Origin of the sequence: Butyrivibrio sp. INlla18, assembly GCF_900103635.1 — a bacterium.
GTDB lineage: Bacteria > Bacillota > Clostridia > Lachnospirales > Lachnospiraceae > Butyrivibrio.
The window spans coordinates 16,616-35,370 of the sequence record NZ_FMXK01000023.1 but is presented as its reverse complement, the minus strand read 5'-3'; the positions used below and the strand labels follow the sequence as shown (position 1 = coordinate 35,370).

The window sequence follows — 18,755 nt, the reverse complement described above, 5'->3', positions numbered from 1 at the left end:
AAGTTAAATATTTATATAAATATATTTTAAGCAATTTAATTTATTGCTATTTATAGCTTATCTGCTGGTACTGCCGAGAGCTAGGTCAAGAGCTTTTTTCTCTTCTCCACTTAACTCAACATCTGCCATTCCGGCATTGATTTCTTTTGAATATGAATAATTGATTCCGTCTGTTCCATGAACTGAGTTGAGAAGGAAACCATTATCACTTTCATCTAAAAGACAAAGTGCAAAACTGAGCTTTCCTCCGCTCTGATTGAAAGCGTCGTATTTCTCAAGTCCAATCTTCTGGAATGTTCTAGCCATTCTCTTATTGATGTCGATGATGTCTTTTCTATTTTTCTCATTTTCACTTCTTATGAGTCTGTTGTCATGGAAGAGTCCAACGATTTCATCTTCAAGTGACTGAGCTTCTTTACCCTGCATGAACTTATTATATTTTTTCTCGAGCTTTCTGAATTTCACTCTTGTTACAATAAGCAAAACAAGTAATATCAGAATAAGTACAAATGCTGCGATAAATAAATAAGCTGGGTCAAGATTTCCAATTCCAAGTAAGTTAAATAATTCGCTATTCATGTTTTATCTCCATTCATCCTTTACAAAGTCTATCAGTGATTTTTTCAAGATCGTCATTACTATAGAATTCAATTTCAATCTTTCCTGTTCCATCACCTTTGGAGATAATTTCTACCTTGGTTCCAATTGCCTGTTTGCATTTTTCTGAAAGGCTAGAATATACTGCGTCAAGGCTTGCCTTGTTAGCAACTGTCTTTTTTGACTTTGGTGTCTTACCAAGATTCTTAACAAGCTTTTCTGTTTCACGAACACTGAGCTTCTCATCAAAAACTTTCTGAGCAAGTGTGATCTGCTCTTCTTCATTTTCAATTGAGATAAGTGCTCTAGCATGTCCTGTTGAAATCTTACCTTCAATGACCATCTGTCTAACATGATCACAAAGTTTTAATAGTCTAAGAGAGTTTGTAATTGTTACTCTGCTCTTTGATACTTTATCAGCTACAACGTCCTGAGTATATCCAAAGTCGTCAATGAGCTTTTTATAAGCAAGAGCTTCTTCAATAGGATTGATGTCTTCTCTCTGAATATTATCGATAAGACCAATCTCAGCAATCTCCTGCTCAGTGAGATCTTTGATTATTACTGGAACTTCTTTGAGACCAGCTTTCTTAGCTGCTCTCCATCTTCTCTCACCACCAACTATTTCATAGTGGTCTTTCTTATCTGTAACAATAAGAGGATTGATGATTCCGAACTGTTTGATTGAATCTGCAAGTTCAATCAATGTATCCTCATCAAAAGTCTTTCTTGGCTGACTTCTGTTTGGCTCAATCTTTGTAATGTTGAGTTTAACTACTTGTCCATCAACAGGTGGTGTTACAGCTTCAGGTTTTTTTGCTGTAGTAGCAACTTTTGCTGGAATTATTGAATCGAGTCCTTTTCCTAGTCCCCTCTTTGCGTTCTTTGGTACTGCCATTTTCCCCTCCAACTTACTCAAATATTCTATCTATTACTTCATCTGCTAATAATCTGTATGCTTCTGCACCAGCAGATTTTGGTTCGTATACATTAATTGGAAGTCCATAACTTGGAGCTTCTGCTAATCTAATATTTCTAGGAATAATTGTCTTGTAAACATTTTCCTGAATGTGCTCTTTTACATTCTCTACTACCTGAAGTGAAAGGTTTGTTCTTGAATCAAACATAGTAAATACTACACCTTCCATCTCAAGTTCAGGATTAAGTCTATCTTTTACCAGGTTAACTGTATGTACTAACTGACTAAGTCCTTCAAGTGCGTAATACTCACACTGAATTGGAACTAATACTGTGTTAGCAGTTGTCATAGCATTAACTGTTAACATACTAAGTGATGGTGGGCAATCAATTATAATAAAATCGTAGTTGTCTTTCACATTACTGATTGCTTCTCTAAGAATGTATTCTTTCTGCTCTGCATCGATCAACTCAATCTCTACAGCTGCAAGATTTACATTTGATGGGATGATATCTACTCCATCTAATCCCTCAACTACATTTTCTTTAATTGCTTCTTCTGTGGAACACTCTCCTATCATAAGTTCGTAGATTGTGTTCTCTAATTCATTCTTGTCTAATCCAAAACCACTAGTTGTATTACCCTGTGGATCTGTGTCGATGACTAATACCTTTTTTCCTCTTTCAGCAAGAGCAGCTGATAAGTTGATGGATGTTGTAGTCTTACCAACTCCGCCCTTCTGGTTTGCAATAGCAATAACTCTTCCCATCATTCCTCCTAAATCTAACACACTAATGTGATTATATCATAATTATTCTTATATAGACTCATCCCTGAGTGTATTTTCCAAATACTTTTTCTTTATTACAATATCTTGTATACCTAAATTGTTCAGTTTCACAATACAATTCTCACGTTTTATTAATGTTTCACGATTCTTTTTACAATATCTTGGGTATTAATGTTTCACGTGAAACAATTATTTGTATCATGATTTTTTTTAATTTGAATGTTTCACGTGAAACATTTTCATCAACTGCAACATATGAACACTAGATATATTAAAGTGGTTGTTTAGAAGGAACTCCTGCTTTACGAGGATACTTCTTTGATGTGTTTTCTTTCTTTTCAACCAAACAGATAATCCTACTAATATCTGAATTAGGAAGCATGAAATCATTTGCTGAAAGAAGCCTGCCACCTAATAGATGAATTGCACCCTTAGCTGCGTTAAGTTCATCCGCAGCTTTTTCACTCTTATAAGCGATAAATGTTCCACCTACTTTTACATAAGGTAAACAATACTCAGATAAAGTAGACATATTGGCTACTGCTCTAGAAACAGAAATATCAAAAGTTTCACGAAGAGAATCAGGTTTTGTAGAAGAATAATCTTCTGCTCTTCCGTGAAGTGTCTTGATACTTCCCTCTGAATTAAGACCAAGTTCATCTATTACTTCATTCAAAAAGTTAAGTCTCTTATTAAGTGAATCAAGTAATGTCATATTCAAATGAGGAAAAACAATCTTAAGAGGTACACTAGGAAATCCTGCTCCAGTACCAACATCGATAAGACTAAAATCGGATTTATTAAAATCAAAATACTTGCATGATGAAACACTATCAACAAAGTGAAGCTTACATACATCTTGAAACTCTGTGATAGCTGTAAGATTCATTACTTCATTCCACTTAATGAGAAGTTCATAGTATTTATTAAATTGATCAAGCTGCTTATCAGATAGTTCTATTCCAAGTTCAGAAAAATCTTTTAGCATAAGTTCGTATTTATTTCTCATCAGCATTTCCTCTATAGAGAGAATCAAGGTAAATTAAAAGCACACTGACATCTGCAGGATTAACTCCACCTATTCTAGATGCCTGTCCTATATTAACAGGTCTAAACTTTTTAAGCTTCTGTCTCGCTTCAAGCCTAAGGCTACTAACATCATCATAATCAATATCAGCAGGTATTAATTTCTTTTCAAGTTTCTTGAACTGTTCCACCTGTCTCTGCTGTCTATCAATATAACCTTCGTATCTGATAGTAATCTCAACCTGTTCAATAACGTCAGCTGGAAGTTCTACTCTCTCACTATCAATCTCACTTAGAGATTCATAATCAAATTCTGGTCTACAGATAAGTTCAGCCAAAGATGTTGCAGTCTTAAGAGTAGAACTATTATGTCTCTCCATGAAATCCTGAATCTTAGCATTTGCTCCGACTACAGTTTTCTTTAAACGAGCAACTTCCTTTTCAATAAGATCAATCTTAGTAAGAAGCTTTTGATATCTTTCTTCATCAATAAGACCAACTTCATATCCAAGCTTACGAAGTCTGATATCAGCATTATCCTGTCTGAGTAAAAGTCTGTACTCTGCTCTTGAAGTCATCATTCTATATGGTTCAAGATTTTCTTTTGTTACAAGGTCATCAACTAAGACTCCAATATAACCTTCAGATCTATCAATAGAAATATATGGCTTACCAAGAATCTGCATTGCAGCATTGATACCAGCATAAAGTCCTTGAGCTGCAGCTTCTTCATATCCACTACTTCCATTAAACTGTCCAGCACTGAATAAGCCCTTAATATTTTTTATCTCAAGTGTAGGATGGAGCTGTCCAGGACAAAGACAATCATACTCGATAGCATAAGCATTTTTTACAATACGACAATTCTCTAAACCAGGAACTGTTCTATACATTGCAATCTGAACATCCTCAGGTAAAGAAGAAGACATTCCATCGATATACATCTCATTAGTAAAAGTTCCTTCAGGCTCAACAAATACCTGATGTCTCTCATGATCTGGGAATTTAACAACCTTATCTTCAATAGAAGGACAATATCTAGGACCAACGCCTTCGATGATACCAGCATAGATAGGTGATCTATCAATGTTATTTCGTATTATTTCATGTGTCTTTTCGTTGGTATATGTCAACCAGCATGAAACCTGTGGTCTCTGAACACTTTCTGGATCTGTATCAAAAGAAAATGGAACAACCGGTGTATCACCAAACTGCTCTGACATTTTAGAATAATCAATTGTATTACCATCCATTCGAGCAGGAGTTCCTGTCTTAAATCTTCTAAGCTCAATACCAGCTTTCATAAGTGATTCAGATAAAAGATTAGAAGGCTGAAGTCCATTTGGTCCGCTGTAAGTAATTGCTTCACCTGTAAGACATCTACTCTTAAGATATGTTCCAGTACAAAGAATTACCGCCTTTGCCTCATAAGTGATTCCTGAAAAAATCTTTACTCCTGTGATCTTATGAATATATCCATCTTCATCAATATCATCAAAAAGAATCTCAGAAACTTCTGCCTGTTTGATAGTAAGATGATTCTGATGCTCTAAAACTTTTTTCATCTCTTTAGAGTATTCCATCTTATCAGCCTGACATCTAAGAGAATGAACAGCTGGGCCCTTAGAAGTATTGAGCATCTTAGACTGTAAAAAAGTCTTATCTATATTTTTACCCATTTCTCCACCAAGGGCATCAATTTCTCTAACAAGATGTCCCTTAGAAGAACCACCAATATGAGGATTACAAGGCATGAATGCAATATTATCAGCACTCATAGTAAAAATAATTGTTTCAAGGCCAAGTCTACTGCAGGCAAGAGCAGCTTCACATCCAGCATGACCCGCACCAACAACAATTACATCAAATTTTTCTTTAATATCTATCATCTTATTTACCCATACAGAACTTAGAGAAAATTTCTTCTACAAGATCGTCTCCAACTTCTTCACCAATTATTTCACCTAAAGAAGCATAAGCATTTGTAAGATCAACAGTAAAGAAATCTTCTGAAAGATTTTTGTCTATACTATCAATTACTAAATTTAAACTATCATAAGCTTGTCTCAAAAGATCTTTGTGCCTTAAGTTAGTAATATATATTTCCTGCTTTGGAACAATATCACCATTAAGGAAAAGCTTAGACACAGCATCTTTGAGTTCATCAATTCCCTGTCCTTTAAGCATTGAAGTACTAATAACAGGTAAATACTCATCTGATGAACATGAAAACAGCATACGAACGATATCTTCTGTTATTTTAATATCATCAGATAAATCATTCTTATTAAGAAGAACTATTGTCTTCTTATCCTTGCAAAGGCTGATGATTTCTTTATCTTCATCATCCGTATCAGAAGTAGAATCCATAATATACAAAACAAGGTCAGCTTCTTCAACTTTACTCTTTGCTTTATCAACACCTATCTTCTCAATTACATCATCTGTATTTCGAATACCGGCTGTATCAATAACATGAAGAACTATGTCTCCAAGTCTAACTGTCTCTTCAATAATATCTCTAGTAGTACCAGCAATATCAGTAACTATCGCCCTCTCATCTCCAGTAAGTGCATTTAAAAGAGAAGATTTACCAGCGTTTGGTTTACCAACAATAACGGTTTTAATGCCATCTTTTCTGATCTTACCTTCATCCGCTGTACTAACTAATCTATCAATATCAGAAATAATAGGTTTAATTATTTCTTTTAATCTATCAGGAAAACCATCAAGGTCATAATTTTCAGGATCATCAAGAGCAGATTCAATGAATGCCATCTGATAAAGAATCTTTTTTCTTATCTCTTTTATCTTATTTGAAATCTTACCCTGAAGCTGTCTTCTGGAACTCTCAAGTGCAAAGTTATTCTGAGCACTGATGATATCCATTATAGCTTCTGCTTTGGTAAGGTCTATCCTACCATTTAAAAAAGCTCTTTTTGTAAATTCACCTGGTTCTGCAAGTCTGCAACCATGATCAAGTAAAAGCTGCAGAATCTGATTCATGATCAGCATTCCGCCGTGAGAATTAATCTCAATAACATCTTCTTTGGTGTAACTATGAGGGGCTTTCATATATGAGATCATAACTTCATCAACGATATTTTCGCCGTCACAAATATATCCATATTTAATGGTATTCGCTTCATGATCAAATAGGTCATGTTTATTAGAACCAGAAATATAGATTTCATTACAAATAGAAACAGCATCTTTACCACTAACTCTGATGATTCCGATTCCAGCATCAGACATAGCAGTTGCAATTGCACAGATTGTATCGTTGTTTAGATTATTCAAAACAGTAGACATATATGAAACCTCACTAATATTCTACTTAAATAATACCCCTAGGAAGAAAACCTAGGGGTATTTGGTTAACATTATTTCTTTAATGTAACAACAACTCTTCTAAATGGTTCCTCACCTTCACTGTGTGTTGTAACATATCTATCATTCTGAAGTGCTGAATGAATGATTCTTCTCTCATAAGGATTCATAGGCTCAAGAGCAACTGACTGTCTTGATTTTCTAACCTTATAAGAAATATTCTTTGCAAGATTTTCAAGAGTAGCTTTTCTTCTCTCACGGTAGTTCTCTGTATCAACTTTAACGTGAACATACTCTGAAATATCTCTGTTTACTACTAAAGAAATAAGATATTGAAGAGAATCAAGTGTCTGTCCTCTCTTACCAATGAGAACACCCATCTCTGCTCCACTAAGCTCAACATCTAAGATGTTATCATTTGAATTAAACTTAGTATCAACAGTAACTTCCATATTCATGGCTCCGAATACTTCCTTAAGGAAATCATTTGCTTTCTTGCAAAGGTCATCGCCATTTATATCAGAAGAAGCTGCTTTCTTTTCAGCTTTAACTTCTGGCTTCTTCTCTTCTTTAACTTCTACTTTTGTCTCAACTGTCTCTTCTTTTTCTTCTTTAATTCTTGCTTTGATAACAGCTGGCTTAGCACCGATTCCTAAAAGACCAGCAGATCCAGCAGAAACAACTTCGTAATCAAGTTTATCACTAGTAACAAGTAGACTTTCACAAGCTTCTGTGATTGCTTCATCAACATTCTTTGCTGTGAACTCTTTATATTCCATTGTGACCTCCCCATATAAGGCAATTATTTATTATTTTTTTCGTTGAATTCTTTAACCATATTAGCCTTAGCTAAAAGTGAATCTTTACGGATTTCTTTGCCGTTAAGCTTAGTTCTAACATTCTGAAGTTCTGCCTCATTATCAGCATTAACAGCCTTAGAAGGTGTTGACTGAATATTACGAGTAGACATGTTAGCATATCTATTCATCTGAGGAGTTGCCTTCATCTTCTCCATCTTTGCCTTGTACTTCTCAGTATTCTTGGCAATCTCAGCATCGATATCGATCTTATCAATGTGCTTGTTGATAACTATCTGCTGGATTGATCTGATAACAGCACCAGCAATCCAGTAAAGACCCATACCTGCAGGAAGACTGAAACAGAAGAATGCTGACATAAGTGGCATCATAATGTTCATAGTCTTCATAGACTGCTGCATCTGAGCTGCTGGATCATCTGGATCTGGCTTAGCGTTGCTGTCTACCTGCTGAGGCATAAGCTTTGTGTTGATCCACTGAGTAAATGCTGCAAGAACAGGAACTATGATACCTCCAATAAGAAGAATGAAGTTCTTGTTAGCAAATGCAGTCTGTACCATATATCTAGGACTATCACCAATGTTAAGTCCTAAGAAGAAATTGAACTTGTTTAATAAAGCATGTGTGGTATCAATTGAACTAGCTAAATTTCCAAAGTTAGATGTAAGTGAATCCCAATCAGCTGATGAAGCCTTATTAAGAACATCTATAAGAGTGTTCTCTACATAAGAAGCATCTCCTGCTGTGAAAAGTTCGTTCTTGAACTGACCAGAGAAAGACTTAGCACTTGAAAGATTCTCCTGGATGAATGCCAAAGCACCATCAGTAGTGCGAAGCTGCTCAACTAAAGGATAAAAAGCATTTCTAACTATTGTTACATAAGCTGGAATTGAATAGATAACACGATAAAGAGCAAAAAGAATAGGCATCTGAATAACAAGCTGTAAGCAGCTACCTGTCTGTGATACGCCATACTTAGCGTAAAGCTCTTTAGTTTCCTGCTGCATAGCAAGCATAGAATCGTTGTCTTTTTTGCCCTTGTACTTAGCCTGAATAGCCTTAAGTTCTGGGCTCATCTTAGCCTGAAGCTTAGAGAATTTCTGCTGCTTGTATGTAAGTGGTAAAAGTAAAAGATAAATTACAATTGTGAAAATAATGATTGCAAGACCGATATTAGGAATTCCAATAGCATTAAGAACATTGAAGATTCCGTTCATGATATGACCAAGAATCCAAGCTACTGGTCCAACAATCTTACCCTGATAAGGGGTTAAAATAGCTCCCGTCAAAATGTACCTCCTCTGAAAACCTACGGAACTGGATCATATCCACCGCTGGAGAAAGGATTACACCTAAGAATCCTCCATGCAGCCAAAAGTCCCCCTTTAAGAGCCCCGTATTTTTCTATTGCTTCTAACCCATACTCCGAGCATGTTGGAATATATGGGCACTTTGTTCTTTTTAATGGAGACAAATACTTCCTATAAACTTTGATCAAAAAAATAAGTATTCTTTTCATCAATTACCGCCATTTTTCTTTATGCGGGCCTTCCCTGCCAGGCTTAATAGAGATTCTTCTATATTAATGTATCTAGCATCTCTTGCACAGGCTCTGGCTACGACTACTATGTCCAAACCACTATTGAACATATCTTCGTGTAGTCGGTATGATTCTCGAACAAGTCTTGCAAATCTGTGCCTTACAATACTGTTCCCTATTTTTTTACTACATGAAATTCCAAGTCTGTTAATCGAACTACCATTTTCCCACACATAAAGAACTATATACTTATTAGCATAGCTCTTACCGTTCTCATAACATCTTCGAAAATCAGTTGTCTTTTTCATTGATTCCGAAAAAAGCATATTCTGTCCTTTTTATATAAGAAGAAAAAAGGCCACATTAATTGCGGCCTTTAATATCATGCAGATAATCTCTTTCTTCCTTTTGCTCTTCTAGCAGCGAGTACTTTTCTACCGCCCTTAGTAGCCATTCTTGCTCTGAAGCCGTGTACTCTGGCTCTCTGAAGCTTATGAGGCTGGAATGTCATCTTCATATTGGAAACACCTCCTTCTTAACCAAACTAACCATAAAGGTCTGTTAAATGACGTTGATCAGAAATAAATCAAGTCATAATTATCCTGTGTGGAAAAAATCTTTATAATTATAATAAATAAAAAACTAGCAGTCAAGCCATTAATGGGCATTAATTCTTATAATAAAACATTAAAATTTTTTTCAAAAAATTAGTAACAACATTTTGTACTGAAAAAAGTTATCCACAACAAAATGTTGATTTTGTGGATAACCTGTTGATTAATTATTTATACCCACTTTTATCCACAATTTTTTCCATTTTTGTGGAAAACATAGTACATAATCTGAGGAAAAATTAATTAAACACCGAAGTTTATGCCCTTTATAACGGTAGATTAACGAACGTGGAAAAAATAGTCTTTTTCCACAATCAATTTTTTTGCCATTTTATTTTCCATTTTTTTTAAAAGTTATCCACAAATTCCTGTCGTTTGATATTTGTTTTCTTTTAATATAAAATAGTAAAAGTCTAAAAATATGCATTTTTGGGGAGTTTTTTCATGCAATCATCATCAGAAATCACAGAAAAATTGAAGAATAATTGGGAGTCTATCAAGCATACTATCAAGATAGAATCTGGTATTACAGAGATTTCTTATCGTACCTGGATAGACCCTCTTACTGTATATAGCGTACAGGACAATAATGTAAAGATCCTTATACCATCAGATAATTCCATGGCACTTCAGTACATTATCAATCACTACATGGATTTTATTAAGGTTACCATTTCAGAATTTTTAGAAACAATGGTAGACGTTTCTTTTATTTTGAAAAAAGACACTATTAATAATGAAGAAACTCAAGAAGATAATTTTGAAGAATCTCGCGAAGGTAGCTACAAAGGCACAATCAACTACGAACAGTCTAATCTTAACCCTAAATATAGATTTGATACCTTCGTAGTAGGAAGTAACAACAAGTTTGCTCATTCAGCATCTCTTGCTGTAGCTGAGTCTCCAGGAATCTCCTACAACCCTCTTTTCCTATATGGAGGACCAGGACTTGGAAAGACTCACCTTATGCATTCAATCGGTCACTTCATTATGGAGCATGATCACAAAGCTAAAGTTTTATATGTAACTTCAGAGCAGTTTACTAATGAAGTTATTGAATCCATCAGAAGTGGTAAGACTGAGAGCATGTCCAAGCTCCGTGAAAAATATCGTAGAGTTGATGTACTGATGGTCGATGACGTTCAGTTTATTATAGGTAAAGAGTCAACACAGGAAGAATTTTTCCACACCTTCAATGAGCTCCATCAGGCTGGTAAACAGATCATCCTTTCATCTGATAAGCCACCAAAAGAGATGGAAACACTTGAAGAGAGATTCAGATCACGTTTCGAGATGGGACTTATTGCTGATATTCAGTCTCCTGACTACGAAACAAGAATGGCAATTCTTCGTAAGAACTCAGAAAACTACGGCAAGAACATCGATGATGAAGTCATTGATTACATTGCTACTAATATCAAATCAAACATCAGAGAGCTGGAAGGTGCTTATAACAAGATAATCGCTTATTCAAGACTTAACAATGTAGACGTTACTCTTGAAAATGCAATGGAAGCTCTCAAAGACATCATCTATCCCGATAAGTCAAAGGTTATCACACCTCAGCTTATCATTGATACAGTTTGTGAGCAGTACGGAACCAAGAAAGACGACATTATCTCCAAGAAGAGAAATTCTGAGATCGTACTTCCAAGACAGATCATCATGTATCTCTGCAGAGAGCACACAGATGCTTCATTAGAAGAAATCGGAAGAACTCTTGGTAAAAAAGATCACACAACAGTTATGAGCGGTATCAACAAGATCAAACAAAAGATGGCTTTTGATGAAGAACTCAATAAAAACATCGATATTATAATGAAGAAACTCAACCCTTCTTTATAACTTGTTCATTAATTGTGGATAACTATCCTGATAACTTGTGATTTAAAAGAGGATAATCTGTTATTTAGGGGTGGATAAAAAAATTAGGCCTCATTTGTTAAAATTTGGCTTGTTTATAACTATTAAATTTTCAACACCATTTTTTTTGTTTTCAACAATCAAAAATTTGTAAAAAAGCCGCATAAATTGTATAATAGAATAGGTTTTACACTTATCAACAGCTATTATTAATTCTTTTATGATTTATTAATAATTATTTTATATACGCACGCGAAGGGAGTAAGGACTTAAATGAAATTTGTATGCTCTAAATCTAATCTTGTAAGTGGTTTACAGATTGTTTCTAAAGCAGTTCCTTCTAAAACAACAATGTCTATTCTGGAATGTATCTTAGTAGATGCAACAGAAGGAGTTATTAAATTCATTGCTAACGATATGGAACTTGGAATTCAGACTATAGTAGATGGAGATATAGTTGAGAGAGGATTTATTGCTCTCGATGCTAAGATCTTTGTAGACATAGTTAGAAAGCTTCCAGATAATGATGTAACTATTGAATCAGATTCAACTAATAAAGTAACTATCAGCTGCGAAAAAGCAAAGTTCAACCTCATCGGAAGAAAAGGTGATGACTTTACTTATCTTCCATCAATTGAAAAGATTGATGGAATAACAGTTTCTCAGTTTACACTTCGTAATGTAATCCAGCAGACTATCTTCTCAATTTCTGAGACAGATGCTAATAAGATGATGAGCGGAGAGCTTTTTGAGGTAGAAGGAGAAAACCTTAAGTTAGTTTCTCTTGATGGACACAGAATTTCTATCAGAAAAGTTAAGCTTGGCGGAACATATTCAAACAAAAAAGTTATCGTTCCAGGTAAGACACTTGGTGAAATCAGTAAGATCCTTGGTGATAGCACTGAGAAGATGGTCAACATCTACTTTACTGACAAGCATGTTCTCTTTGAGTTTGATAAGACAATCGTAGTATCAAGACTTATCGAAGGTGAATACTTCAGCATTGATCAGATGCTTTCAAGTGATTATGAGACAAAGATGACAATTAACAGAAAAGAGTTCCTTGAGTGTATCGACAGAGCTACTCTTCTCGTTAAAGAAGGTGATAAGAAGCCAGTTATCATATCTGTTACTGATGGAAAGATGGAACTTAAGATCAATTCTGCAATTGGTAGCATGGATGAAGAAATAGACATTGAGAAACAAGGTAAGGATCTCATGATCGGATTCAATCCTAAGTTCCTAATTGATGCTCTTAGAGTAATTGAGGATGAGACAGTAGATATTTACTTAGTTAATCCTAAGGCTCCTTGCTTTATCAGAGATAAAGATGGCGCTTATATCTATCTTGTTCTTCCAGTCAACTTTACAACTGTTGACTAATTATTGTTAACAAAGGATTTATCATGGAAATAGTTAAGTTAAGACCACAGGATGATTTTATAAAATTAGGTCAGGCCCTCAAAAAAGCTGGTCTTGAAGGTTCTGGTGTTGATGCCAAGATGGACATTCAGGCAGGTCTTGTAAAAGTTAATGGCGAAGTTGAAGAAAGACGTGGCCGTAAGCTCTATGATGGAGACATCTTTGAGTATAACAACACACAGGTAAAAATAGAGAAATGATAATAAAATCACTGGAATTATCTGATTTTAGAAATTATGAAAACTTAAAAATTGATTTCAGTAGCGGAACAAATATACTCTACGGGGATAATGCTCAGGGAAAGACTAACATCCTTGAAGCAATATTTGTTTCTGCTACAACAAAATCCCATAAGGGAAGCAAAGACAAAGAAATCATAAGCTTTGGTAAAGAAGAAGCTCATATCAGAACTATTCTTGAAAAAGACAACGCGGAATATCGCGTTGATATGCACCTTAGGAAAAGCAAGACAAAAGGTATTGCCATAGATGGTCAGAAGATCAAAAGAGCTTCTGATCTGATTGGAAGGCTGAATGTAGTTTTTTTCTCACCAGAAGATCTTAGTATTATTAAAAATGGTCCTTCAGAGAGACGCAGATTCATGGATATGGAGCTGTGTCAGCTAGATCAGATATATTTAAATAGTCTATCTAAATACAACAAATTAGTTGTCGAAAGAAATAAAGTTCTAAAGGATCTTTTTGAACACCCTGAAAATTCAGTACTTTTGGATGTTCAAGACAAGCAGTTATGCGAGTACGGATCCGTCATAATCAAAACTAGAGAAAAATTCATCGCAGAGCTCAATGAAATAATAAGACCTATACACAAGAAATTGACGGGAGAAAAAGAAATCCTGTCAGTTTACTATGAGCCAAATGTTTCAGCAGAAGATCTTGAGAAGAAGTTAAGAGCTTCTAGACAAAAAGATATGTATGCTAAGCAGACGACAGTTGGTCCTCATAAAGATGATTTTTCTTTTATCATTCAGAAAAATGAATCTGAAGATGGAATAGACATTAGAAAATTCGGATCTCAAGGACAGCAGAGAACTGCATCTCTATCTTTGAAGCTTTCTGAGATTGAGATTGTAAAAAAAGCTAAGAAAGAAAATCCAGTACTTCTTTTGGATGATGTATTGTCAGAGCTTGATAGTAACAGACAGAATTACCTGCTCAATACTATCGGAAACATACAGACTATCATCACATGTACTGGTCTTGATGAATTTGTTAATAACAGATTTGAAATAGATAAACTGTTCAAGGTAACAGATGGAACAGTAAGTAGTGAAAACTAAGAAATGGAGCAAAGAATGGGTAACGAAGAAGTACAGTATGGCGCTGACCAAATTCAAATTCTAGAAGGACTTGAAGCGGTTAGAAAAAGACCAGGTATGTATATCGGAACAACAGCAAGCAGAGGTCTTCATCACCTCGTTTATGAGATTGTTGATAACTCAGTAGATGAGGCACTTGCTGGTTTTTGTGATCATATCGAAGTAACAATAAACGAAGATAATACTATCATTGTCAAAGATAATGGTAGAGGTATTCCTGTAGATGTTAACCACAAGTCAGGACTTACCGGTGTAGAAGTAGTATTTACCATTCTTCACGCAGGTGGAAAGTTCGGCGGTGGAGGATACAAGGTATCTGGTGGACTTCACGGCGTTGGTGCATCTGTAGTTAACGCTCTTTCAGAGTGGTTAGAGGTTCAGGTTACAAGAGATGGCAAGATTTATCAGCAGCGCTATGAGAGAGGAAAAGTTTGCTACCCTCTTAAGGTCGTTGGTGATGCTCCAGAAGGAGTTACAGGAACAAGAGTATATTTCAAGCCAGATGCTCTTATCTTCAAAGAGACAACCGTTTACGATTACAACATTTTGAAGCAGAGACTTCGTGAGATGGCGTTCCTTACAAAGGGACTTAGAATTTCACTTACTGATATGAGAGTTGAGGAAGGTGAAGAGCCACAGGTTCAGACTTTCCACTACGAAGGCGGTATCAAGGAATTCGTAGCATACCTCAATAAGAGCAAGACATCTCTTTACGAAGAAATCATGTATTTCGAAGGAAACAAGAACAACGTTCAGGTTGAAGTTTCCCTTCAGCACAACGATTCCTTCACAGAGAGCATTTACACATTCGTTAATAACATCAACACTCCAGAAGGTGGTACACACCTTGAAGGATTTAAGGCAGCTCTTACCAAGACATTCAACGACTACGCTAGAGCTAATAAGATGTTAAAAGACAGTGAGGAAAACCTTACTGGTGAAGATATCAGAGAAGGTCTTACAGCTATCATCAGTGTTAAGATCGAGGATCCTCAGTTCGAAGGTCAGACCAAGCAAAAGCTCGGTAACTCAGAAGCTAGGGGCGCTGTTGCGAGCATCGTTGGTGAGCAGCTCACATATTTCCTTGAGCAGAATCCTAACGTTGCCAAGCAGATTCTTGAAAAAGCTATCCTTGCTCAGAGAGCAAGAGATGCAGCAAGAAAGGCAAGAGACCTTACAAGACGTAAGTCCGCTCTTGATGGACTTGGACTTCCTGGTAAGCTTGCTGACTGTTCAGACAAAGATCCTAAGAACTGCGAAATCTTCATCGTAGAGGGAGATTCTGCGGGTGGATCAGCTAAGACAGCAAGAAGCCGTGCTACTCAGGCTATCCTTCCACTTAGAGGTAAGATCCTAAACGTAGAAAAAGCCAGAGTTGATAGAATTTATGGCAATGCAGAAATCAAAGCAATGATCACAGCATTCGGTACAGGTATTCATGACGATTTTGATATCAGCAAACTTAGATATAACAAGATCATTATCATGACCGATGCCGACGTAGACGGTGCGCATATTGCAACACTTATGCTGACATTCCTTTATAGATTTATGCCAGAACTTATCAAAGAAGGTCACGTTTATCTTGCACAGCCACCTCTTTACAAGCTTGAAAAGAATAAAAAGGTTTGGTATGCATACAGCGATGAAGAGCTCAATCAGATTCTGACTGATGTTGGAAGAGACCAGAACAACAAGATCCAGCGTTACAAGGGACTTGGTGAGATGGATCCTGAGCAGCTCTGGGAAACAACAATGGATCCTGAGAGAAGAGTTCTTTTACGAGTTAATATGGACGAAGAATCTGAGTCAGATATTGACGTAACATTCACAACTCTCATGGGTGATAAGGTTGAACCTAGAAGAGAATTCATCGAGAAAAACGCTAAGTTCGTTAAAAACCTTGATATTTAAAGAGGAAGAGTATAAAAAATGGCTGATAATATTAACAATAACAACAACAATGACTTATCAGATGACGTATTTGAGAAAGTCACAACTGATAGAATAAAAGAAGTCGACCTCCAGAAGACAATGGAAGCAGACTACATCGACTATGCCATGAGTGTTATTGCTTCAAGAGCACTTCCAGACGTAAGAGATGGTCTTAAGCCAGTTCAGAGAAGAATTCTTTATTCTATGATAGAGCTCAATAATGGTCCCGACAAGCCACACCGTAAGTGTGCTCGTATCGTCGGTGATACAATGGGTAAATATCATCCACACGGTGATAGTTCTATTTATGGAGCATTGGTAAACATGGCTCAGCCATGGTCTATGAGATATTGTCTTGTAGATGGACATGGTAACTTCGGTTCTGTGGACGGCGATGGCGCAGCTGCTATGCGATACACAGAGGCTAGACTTACTAAGATCTCAATGGAGATGACAGCTGATATCAACAAGAACACAGTTGATTTCATACCAAACTTCGATGAGACAGAAAAAGAGCCTACAGTACTCCCAAGTAGATATCCTAACCTTCTCGTAAATGGTACAACAGGTATCGCCGTAGGTATGGCAACAAACATACCTCCACACAATTTAAGAGAAGTAATAAATGCTGTTACCAAGATGATCGATAACAGAATCCTTGAAGATAGAGAGACAGAGATCGAGGAACTTCTCGAGATCGTTAAGGCTCCTGACTTCCCAACTGGTGGTATCATCCTTGGAACAAGAGGAGCAGAGGAAGCTTATAGAACAGGACGCGGTAAGGTTATCGTAAGAGCCGTTACAAATATCGAGCCAATGCAGAATGGTAAGAACAGAATCGTTGTAACAGAGCTTCCATATCTTGTAAATAAAGCAAACATGATCTCAAAGATTGCTGAACTCGTTAAGCTCAAAAAGCTTGATGGAATCACAGCCCTTAGAGATGAGTCTGATAGAGAAGGTATGCGTGTAGTTATCGAGCTTAGAAACGATGTTAACCCTAACATCATGCTCAACAAGCTTTACAAGCATACACAGATGCAGGATTCTTTTGGTATCATCATGCTGGCATTGGTTAACAACCAGCCAAAGATCATGAGCCTTACAGAGATGCTCACACACTACATCAAGCATCAGGAAGACGTTGTTAGACGTAGAACAGAGTTCGACCTCAACAAGGCAGAAGAAAGAAATCATATCTTAGAAGGATTACTGATTGCCCTTGATAACATTGATGAAGTAATCAAGATCATCAGAGGCAGTGAGACAGTTGCTATTGCAAAAGAGCAGTTGATGTCCCGTTTTGGACTTTCAGATGCTCAGGCTCAGGCAATTGTTGATATGAGACTTCGTACTCTCACAGGCTTGGAAAGAGACAAGCTTGAGCAGGAGCACGCAGAGCTCTTAAAGAGAATCGAAGAATTAAAGGCAATTCTTGCTGATAGAAAGGTACTTCTTGGAGTAATCAAGACAGAAATCCAGGAGATATCTGATAAATTCGGAGATGACAGAAAGTCACAGATCGGACATGACGATTCTGATATCGACATGGAAGACCTTATCCCAAATGTGAATACAGTTATTGCAATGACAAACCTTGGTTATATCAAGAGAATGTCAATCGATAACTTCAAGTCACAGAACCGTGGCGGTAAGGGAATCAAGGGTATTACAACAATCGACAATGATTTCGTTGAAGATATCCTTATGACAACAACACATAACTACGTAATGTTCTTTACCAATACTGGTAGAGTTTACAGACTCAAAGCATATCAGATTCCAGAAGCATCAAGAACTTCAAGAGGAATGGCAATCGTTAATCTCCTGCAGCTCGCTCCTGGTGAGAAGATTTCAGCTATGATACCAGTTAGCGGATTTGAGGATGAAGACAAGAGCCTCTTCATGGTTACCAAGAAAGGTACCGTTAAGAAGACTCCAATCACAGATTTCTCAAATGTTAGAAAGACTGGACTTGCAGCAATCAACTTAAGAGATGACGATGAGCTTATCGAAGTTAAGACTGTTAAGAAGAACGCTGAGATTTTCCTCGTAACCAAGAATGGTATGTGCATCCACTTTGATGAATCAGACGTTAGATTTACTGGCAGATCATCAATGGGTGTTAGAGGTATGATGCTTGATGATACTGATGAGATCGTTGGTATGCAGCTCAATACACAGGGCGATTCACTTCTCATCGTTTCAGAAAAAGGATTTGGTAAGAGAACAACACTCGACGAATTCCACAGCCAGTTCAGAGGTGGTAAAGGTGTTAAGTGCTACAAGATCACTGAAAAGACAGGAAATGTAGTCGGTGTTAAGGCTGTTAATGATGATAACGAGATCATGATGATCACAAATGCAGGTATCATCATTCAGCTGAGAATGGATGAAATAACAGTTCATGGAAGAGTAACATCAGGTGTTAAAATGATCAACCTTGATAAGGGTGTTACAGTAGCCAAGATTGCTAAAGTCAGAGAGAAAGTATCTGACGGAGATAGAGAGATCGACAATATAGAAGACGTTACAGAAGATATTCCTGAGGAATGAGGGGCC

17 protein-coding genes are annotated in these 18,755 nt (G+C 36.5%); 6 read left to right on the top strand and 11 right to left on the bottom strand.

The window, feature by feature from the left end; all coding sequences use genetic code 11:
* Positions 1-57: 57 nt before the first annotated feature.
* The 11 genes from BLS24_RS14155 to rpmH form a co-directional block, all read right to left on the bottom strand.
* On the bottom strand, positions 58-579 hold the full coding sequence (locus BLS24_RS14155; protein WP_091760610.1) for a DUF4446 family protein: 522 nt from the start codon (positions 577-579) through the stop codon (positions 58-60).
* 13 nt (positions 580-592) lie between these two features.
* Entirely contained in the window at positions 593-1,495 is a 903-nt protein-coding gene (locus tag BLS24_RS14150; protein WP_091760607.1) for a ParB/RepB/Spo0J family partition protein, read from the bottom strand.
* Between the two features lie 13 nt (positions 1,496-1,508).
* A complete protein-coding gene (locus BLS24_RS14145) occupies positions 1,509-2,285 on the bottom strand; it encodes a ParA family protein (RefSeq protein WP_091760604.1) in 777 nt (258 codons plus the stop codon).
* Positions 2,286-2,577: 292 nt separating this feature from the next.
* Positions 2,578-3,315 (bottom strand): 16S rRNA (guanine(527)-N(7))-methyltransferase RsmG, encoded by a 738-nt coding sequence (gene rsmG / locus BLS24_RS14140; RefSeq protein ID WP_091760601.1) that lies wholly within the window; start codon positions 3,313-3,315, stop codon positions 2,578-2,580.
* Positions 3,305-5,221 (bottom strand): tRNA uridine-5-carboxymethylaminomethyl(34) synthesis enzyme MnmG, encoded by a 1,917-nt coding sequence (mnmG, locus tag BLS24_RS14135; RefSeq protein WP_091760598.1) that lies wholly within the window; start codon positions 5,219-5,221, stop codon positions 3,305-3,307. The genes rsmG and mnmG overlap by 11 nt, the downstream gene beginning before the upstream one ends.
* 1 nt (position 5,222) lies before the next feature.
* A complete protein-coding gene (mnmE, locus tag BLS24_RS14130; protein ID WP_091760595.1) occupies positions 5,223-6,644 on the bottom strand; it encodes a tRNA uridine-5-carboxymethylaminomethyl(34) synthesis GTPase MnmE in 1,422 nt (473 codons plus the stop codon).
* Positions 6,645-6,715: 71 nt separating this feature from the next.
* Positions 6,716-7,441: an RNA-binding cell elongation regulator Jag/EloR gene (jag, locus tag BLS24_RS14125; protein ID WP_091760592.1), complete on the bottom strand. Its 726-nt coding sequence runs from the start codon at positions 7,439-7,441 to the stop codon at positions 6,716-6,718.
* Between the two features lie 23 nt (positions 7,442-7,464).
* Positions 7,465-8,769 (bottom strand): YidC/Oxa1 family membrane protein insertase, encoded by a 1,305-nt coding sequence (locus tag BLS24_RS14120; RefSeq protein ID WP_091760589.1) that lies wholly within the window; start codon positions 8,767-8,769, stop codon positions 7,465-7,467.
* 20 nt (positions 8,770-8,789) lie between these two features.
* Complete coding sequence (yidD, locus tag BLS24_RS14115; RefSeq protein ID WP_091760586.1) at positions 8,790-8,999, bottom strand: membrane protein insertion efficiency factor YidD; 210 nt, start codon at positions 8,997-8,999, stop codon at positions 8,790-8,792.
* The gene (gene rnpA, locus BLS24_RS14110) at positions 8,999-9,346 is read right to left on the bottom strand and encodes a ribonuclease P protein component (protein WP_071177367.1); all 348 of its coding nucleotides are present in this window, start codon (positions 9,344-9,346) and stop codon (positions 8,999-9,001) included. The genes yidD and rnpA overlap by 1 nt, the downstream gene beginning before the upstream one ends.
* A gap of 56 nt (positions 9,347-9,402) precedes the next feature.
* Positions 9,403-9,537, bottom strand: coding sequence for a 50S ribosomal protein L34 (gene rpmH / locus BLS24_RS14105; protein ID WP_013282343.1), 135 nt, complete (start codon positions 9,535-9,537; stop codon positions 9,403-9,405).
* A 541-nt stretch (positions 9,538-10,078) separates the two neighbouring features.
* Between rpmH and dnaA the strand changes: the two genes are divergently transcribed.
* From dnaA to gyrA, 6 genes are all read left to right on the top strand, one after another.
* Positions 10,079-11,479 carry a chromosomal replication initiator protein DnaA gene (gene dnaA, locus BLS24_RS14100; RefSeq protein WP_091760583.1) on the top strand — a complete coding sequence of 467 codons (1,401 nt, stop codon included), beginning with the start codon at positions 10,079-10,081 and terminating at the stop codon, positions 11,477-11,479.
* Between the two features lie 291 nt (positions 11,480-11,770).
* Positions 11,771-12,880, top strand: a complete 1,110-nt coding sequence (gene dnaN, locus BLS24_RS14095; protein ID WP_091760580.1) for a DNA polymerase III subunit beta — start codon at positions 11,771-11,773, stop codon at positions 12,878-12,880.
* A 23-nt stretch (positions 12,881-12,903) separates the two neighbouring features.
* Positions 12,904-13,119: an RNA-binding S4 domain-containing protein gene (locus BLS24_RS14090; RefSeq protein WP_071174864.1), complete on the top strand. Its 216-nt coding sequence runs from the start codon at positions 12,904-12,906 to the stop codon at positions 13,117-13,119.
* The gene (gene recF / locus BLS24_RS14085; RefSeq protein WP_091760577.1) at positions 13,116-14,219 is read left to right on the top strand and encodes a DNA replication/repair protein RecF; all 1,104 of its coding nucleotides are present in this window, start codon (positions 13,116-13,118) and stop codon (positions 14,217-14,219) included. The genes BLS24_RS14090 and recF overlap by 4 nt, the downstream gene beginning before the upstream one ends.
* Positions 14,220-14,234: 15 nt before the next feature.
* Complete coding sequence (gene gyrB / locus BLS24_RS14080) at positions 14,235-16,172, top strand: DNA topoisomerase (ATP-hydrolyzing) subunit B (protein WP_091760573.1); 1,938 nt, start codon at positions 14,235-14,237, stop codon at positions 16,170-16,172.
* 120 nt (positions 16,173-16,292) lie between these two features.
* Positions 16,293-18,749: a DNA gyrase subunit A gene (gyrA, locus tag BLS24_RS14075; protein ID WP_242872314.1), complete on the top strand. Its 2,457-nt coding sequence runs from the start codon at positions 16,293-16,295 to the stop codon at positions 18,747-18,749.
* The last annotated feature ends 6 nt before the right edge of the window (positions 18,750-18,755 follow it).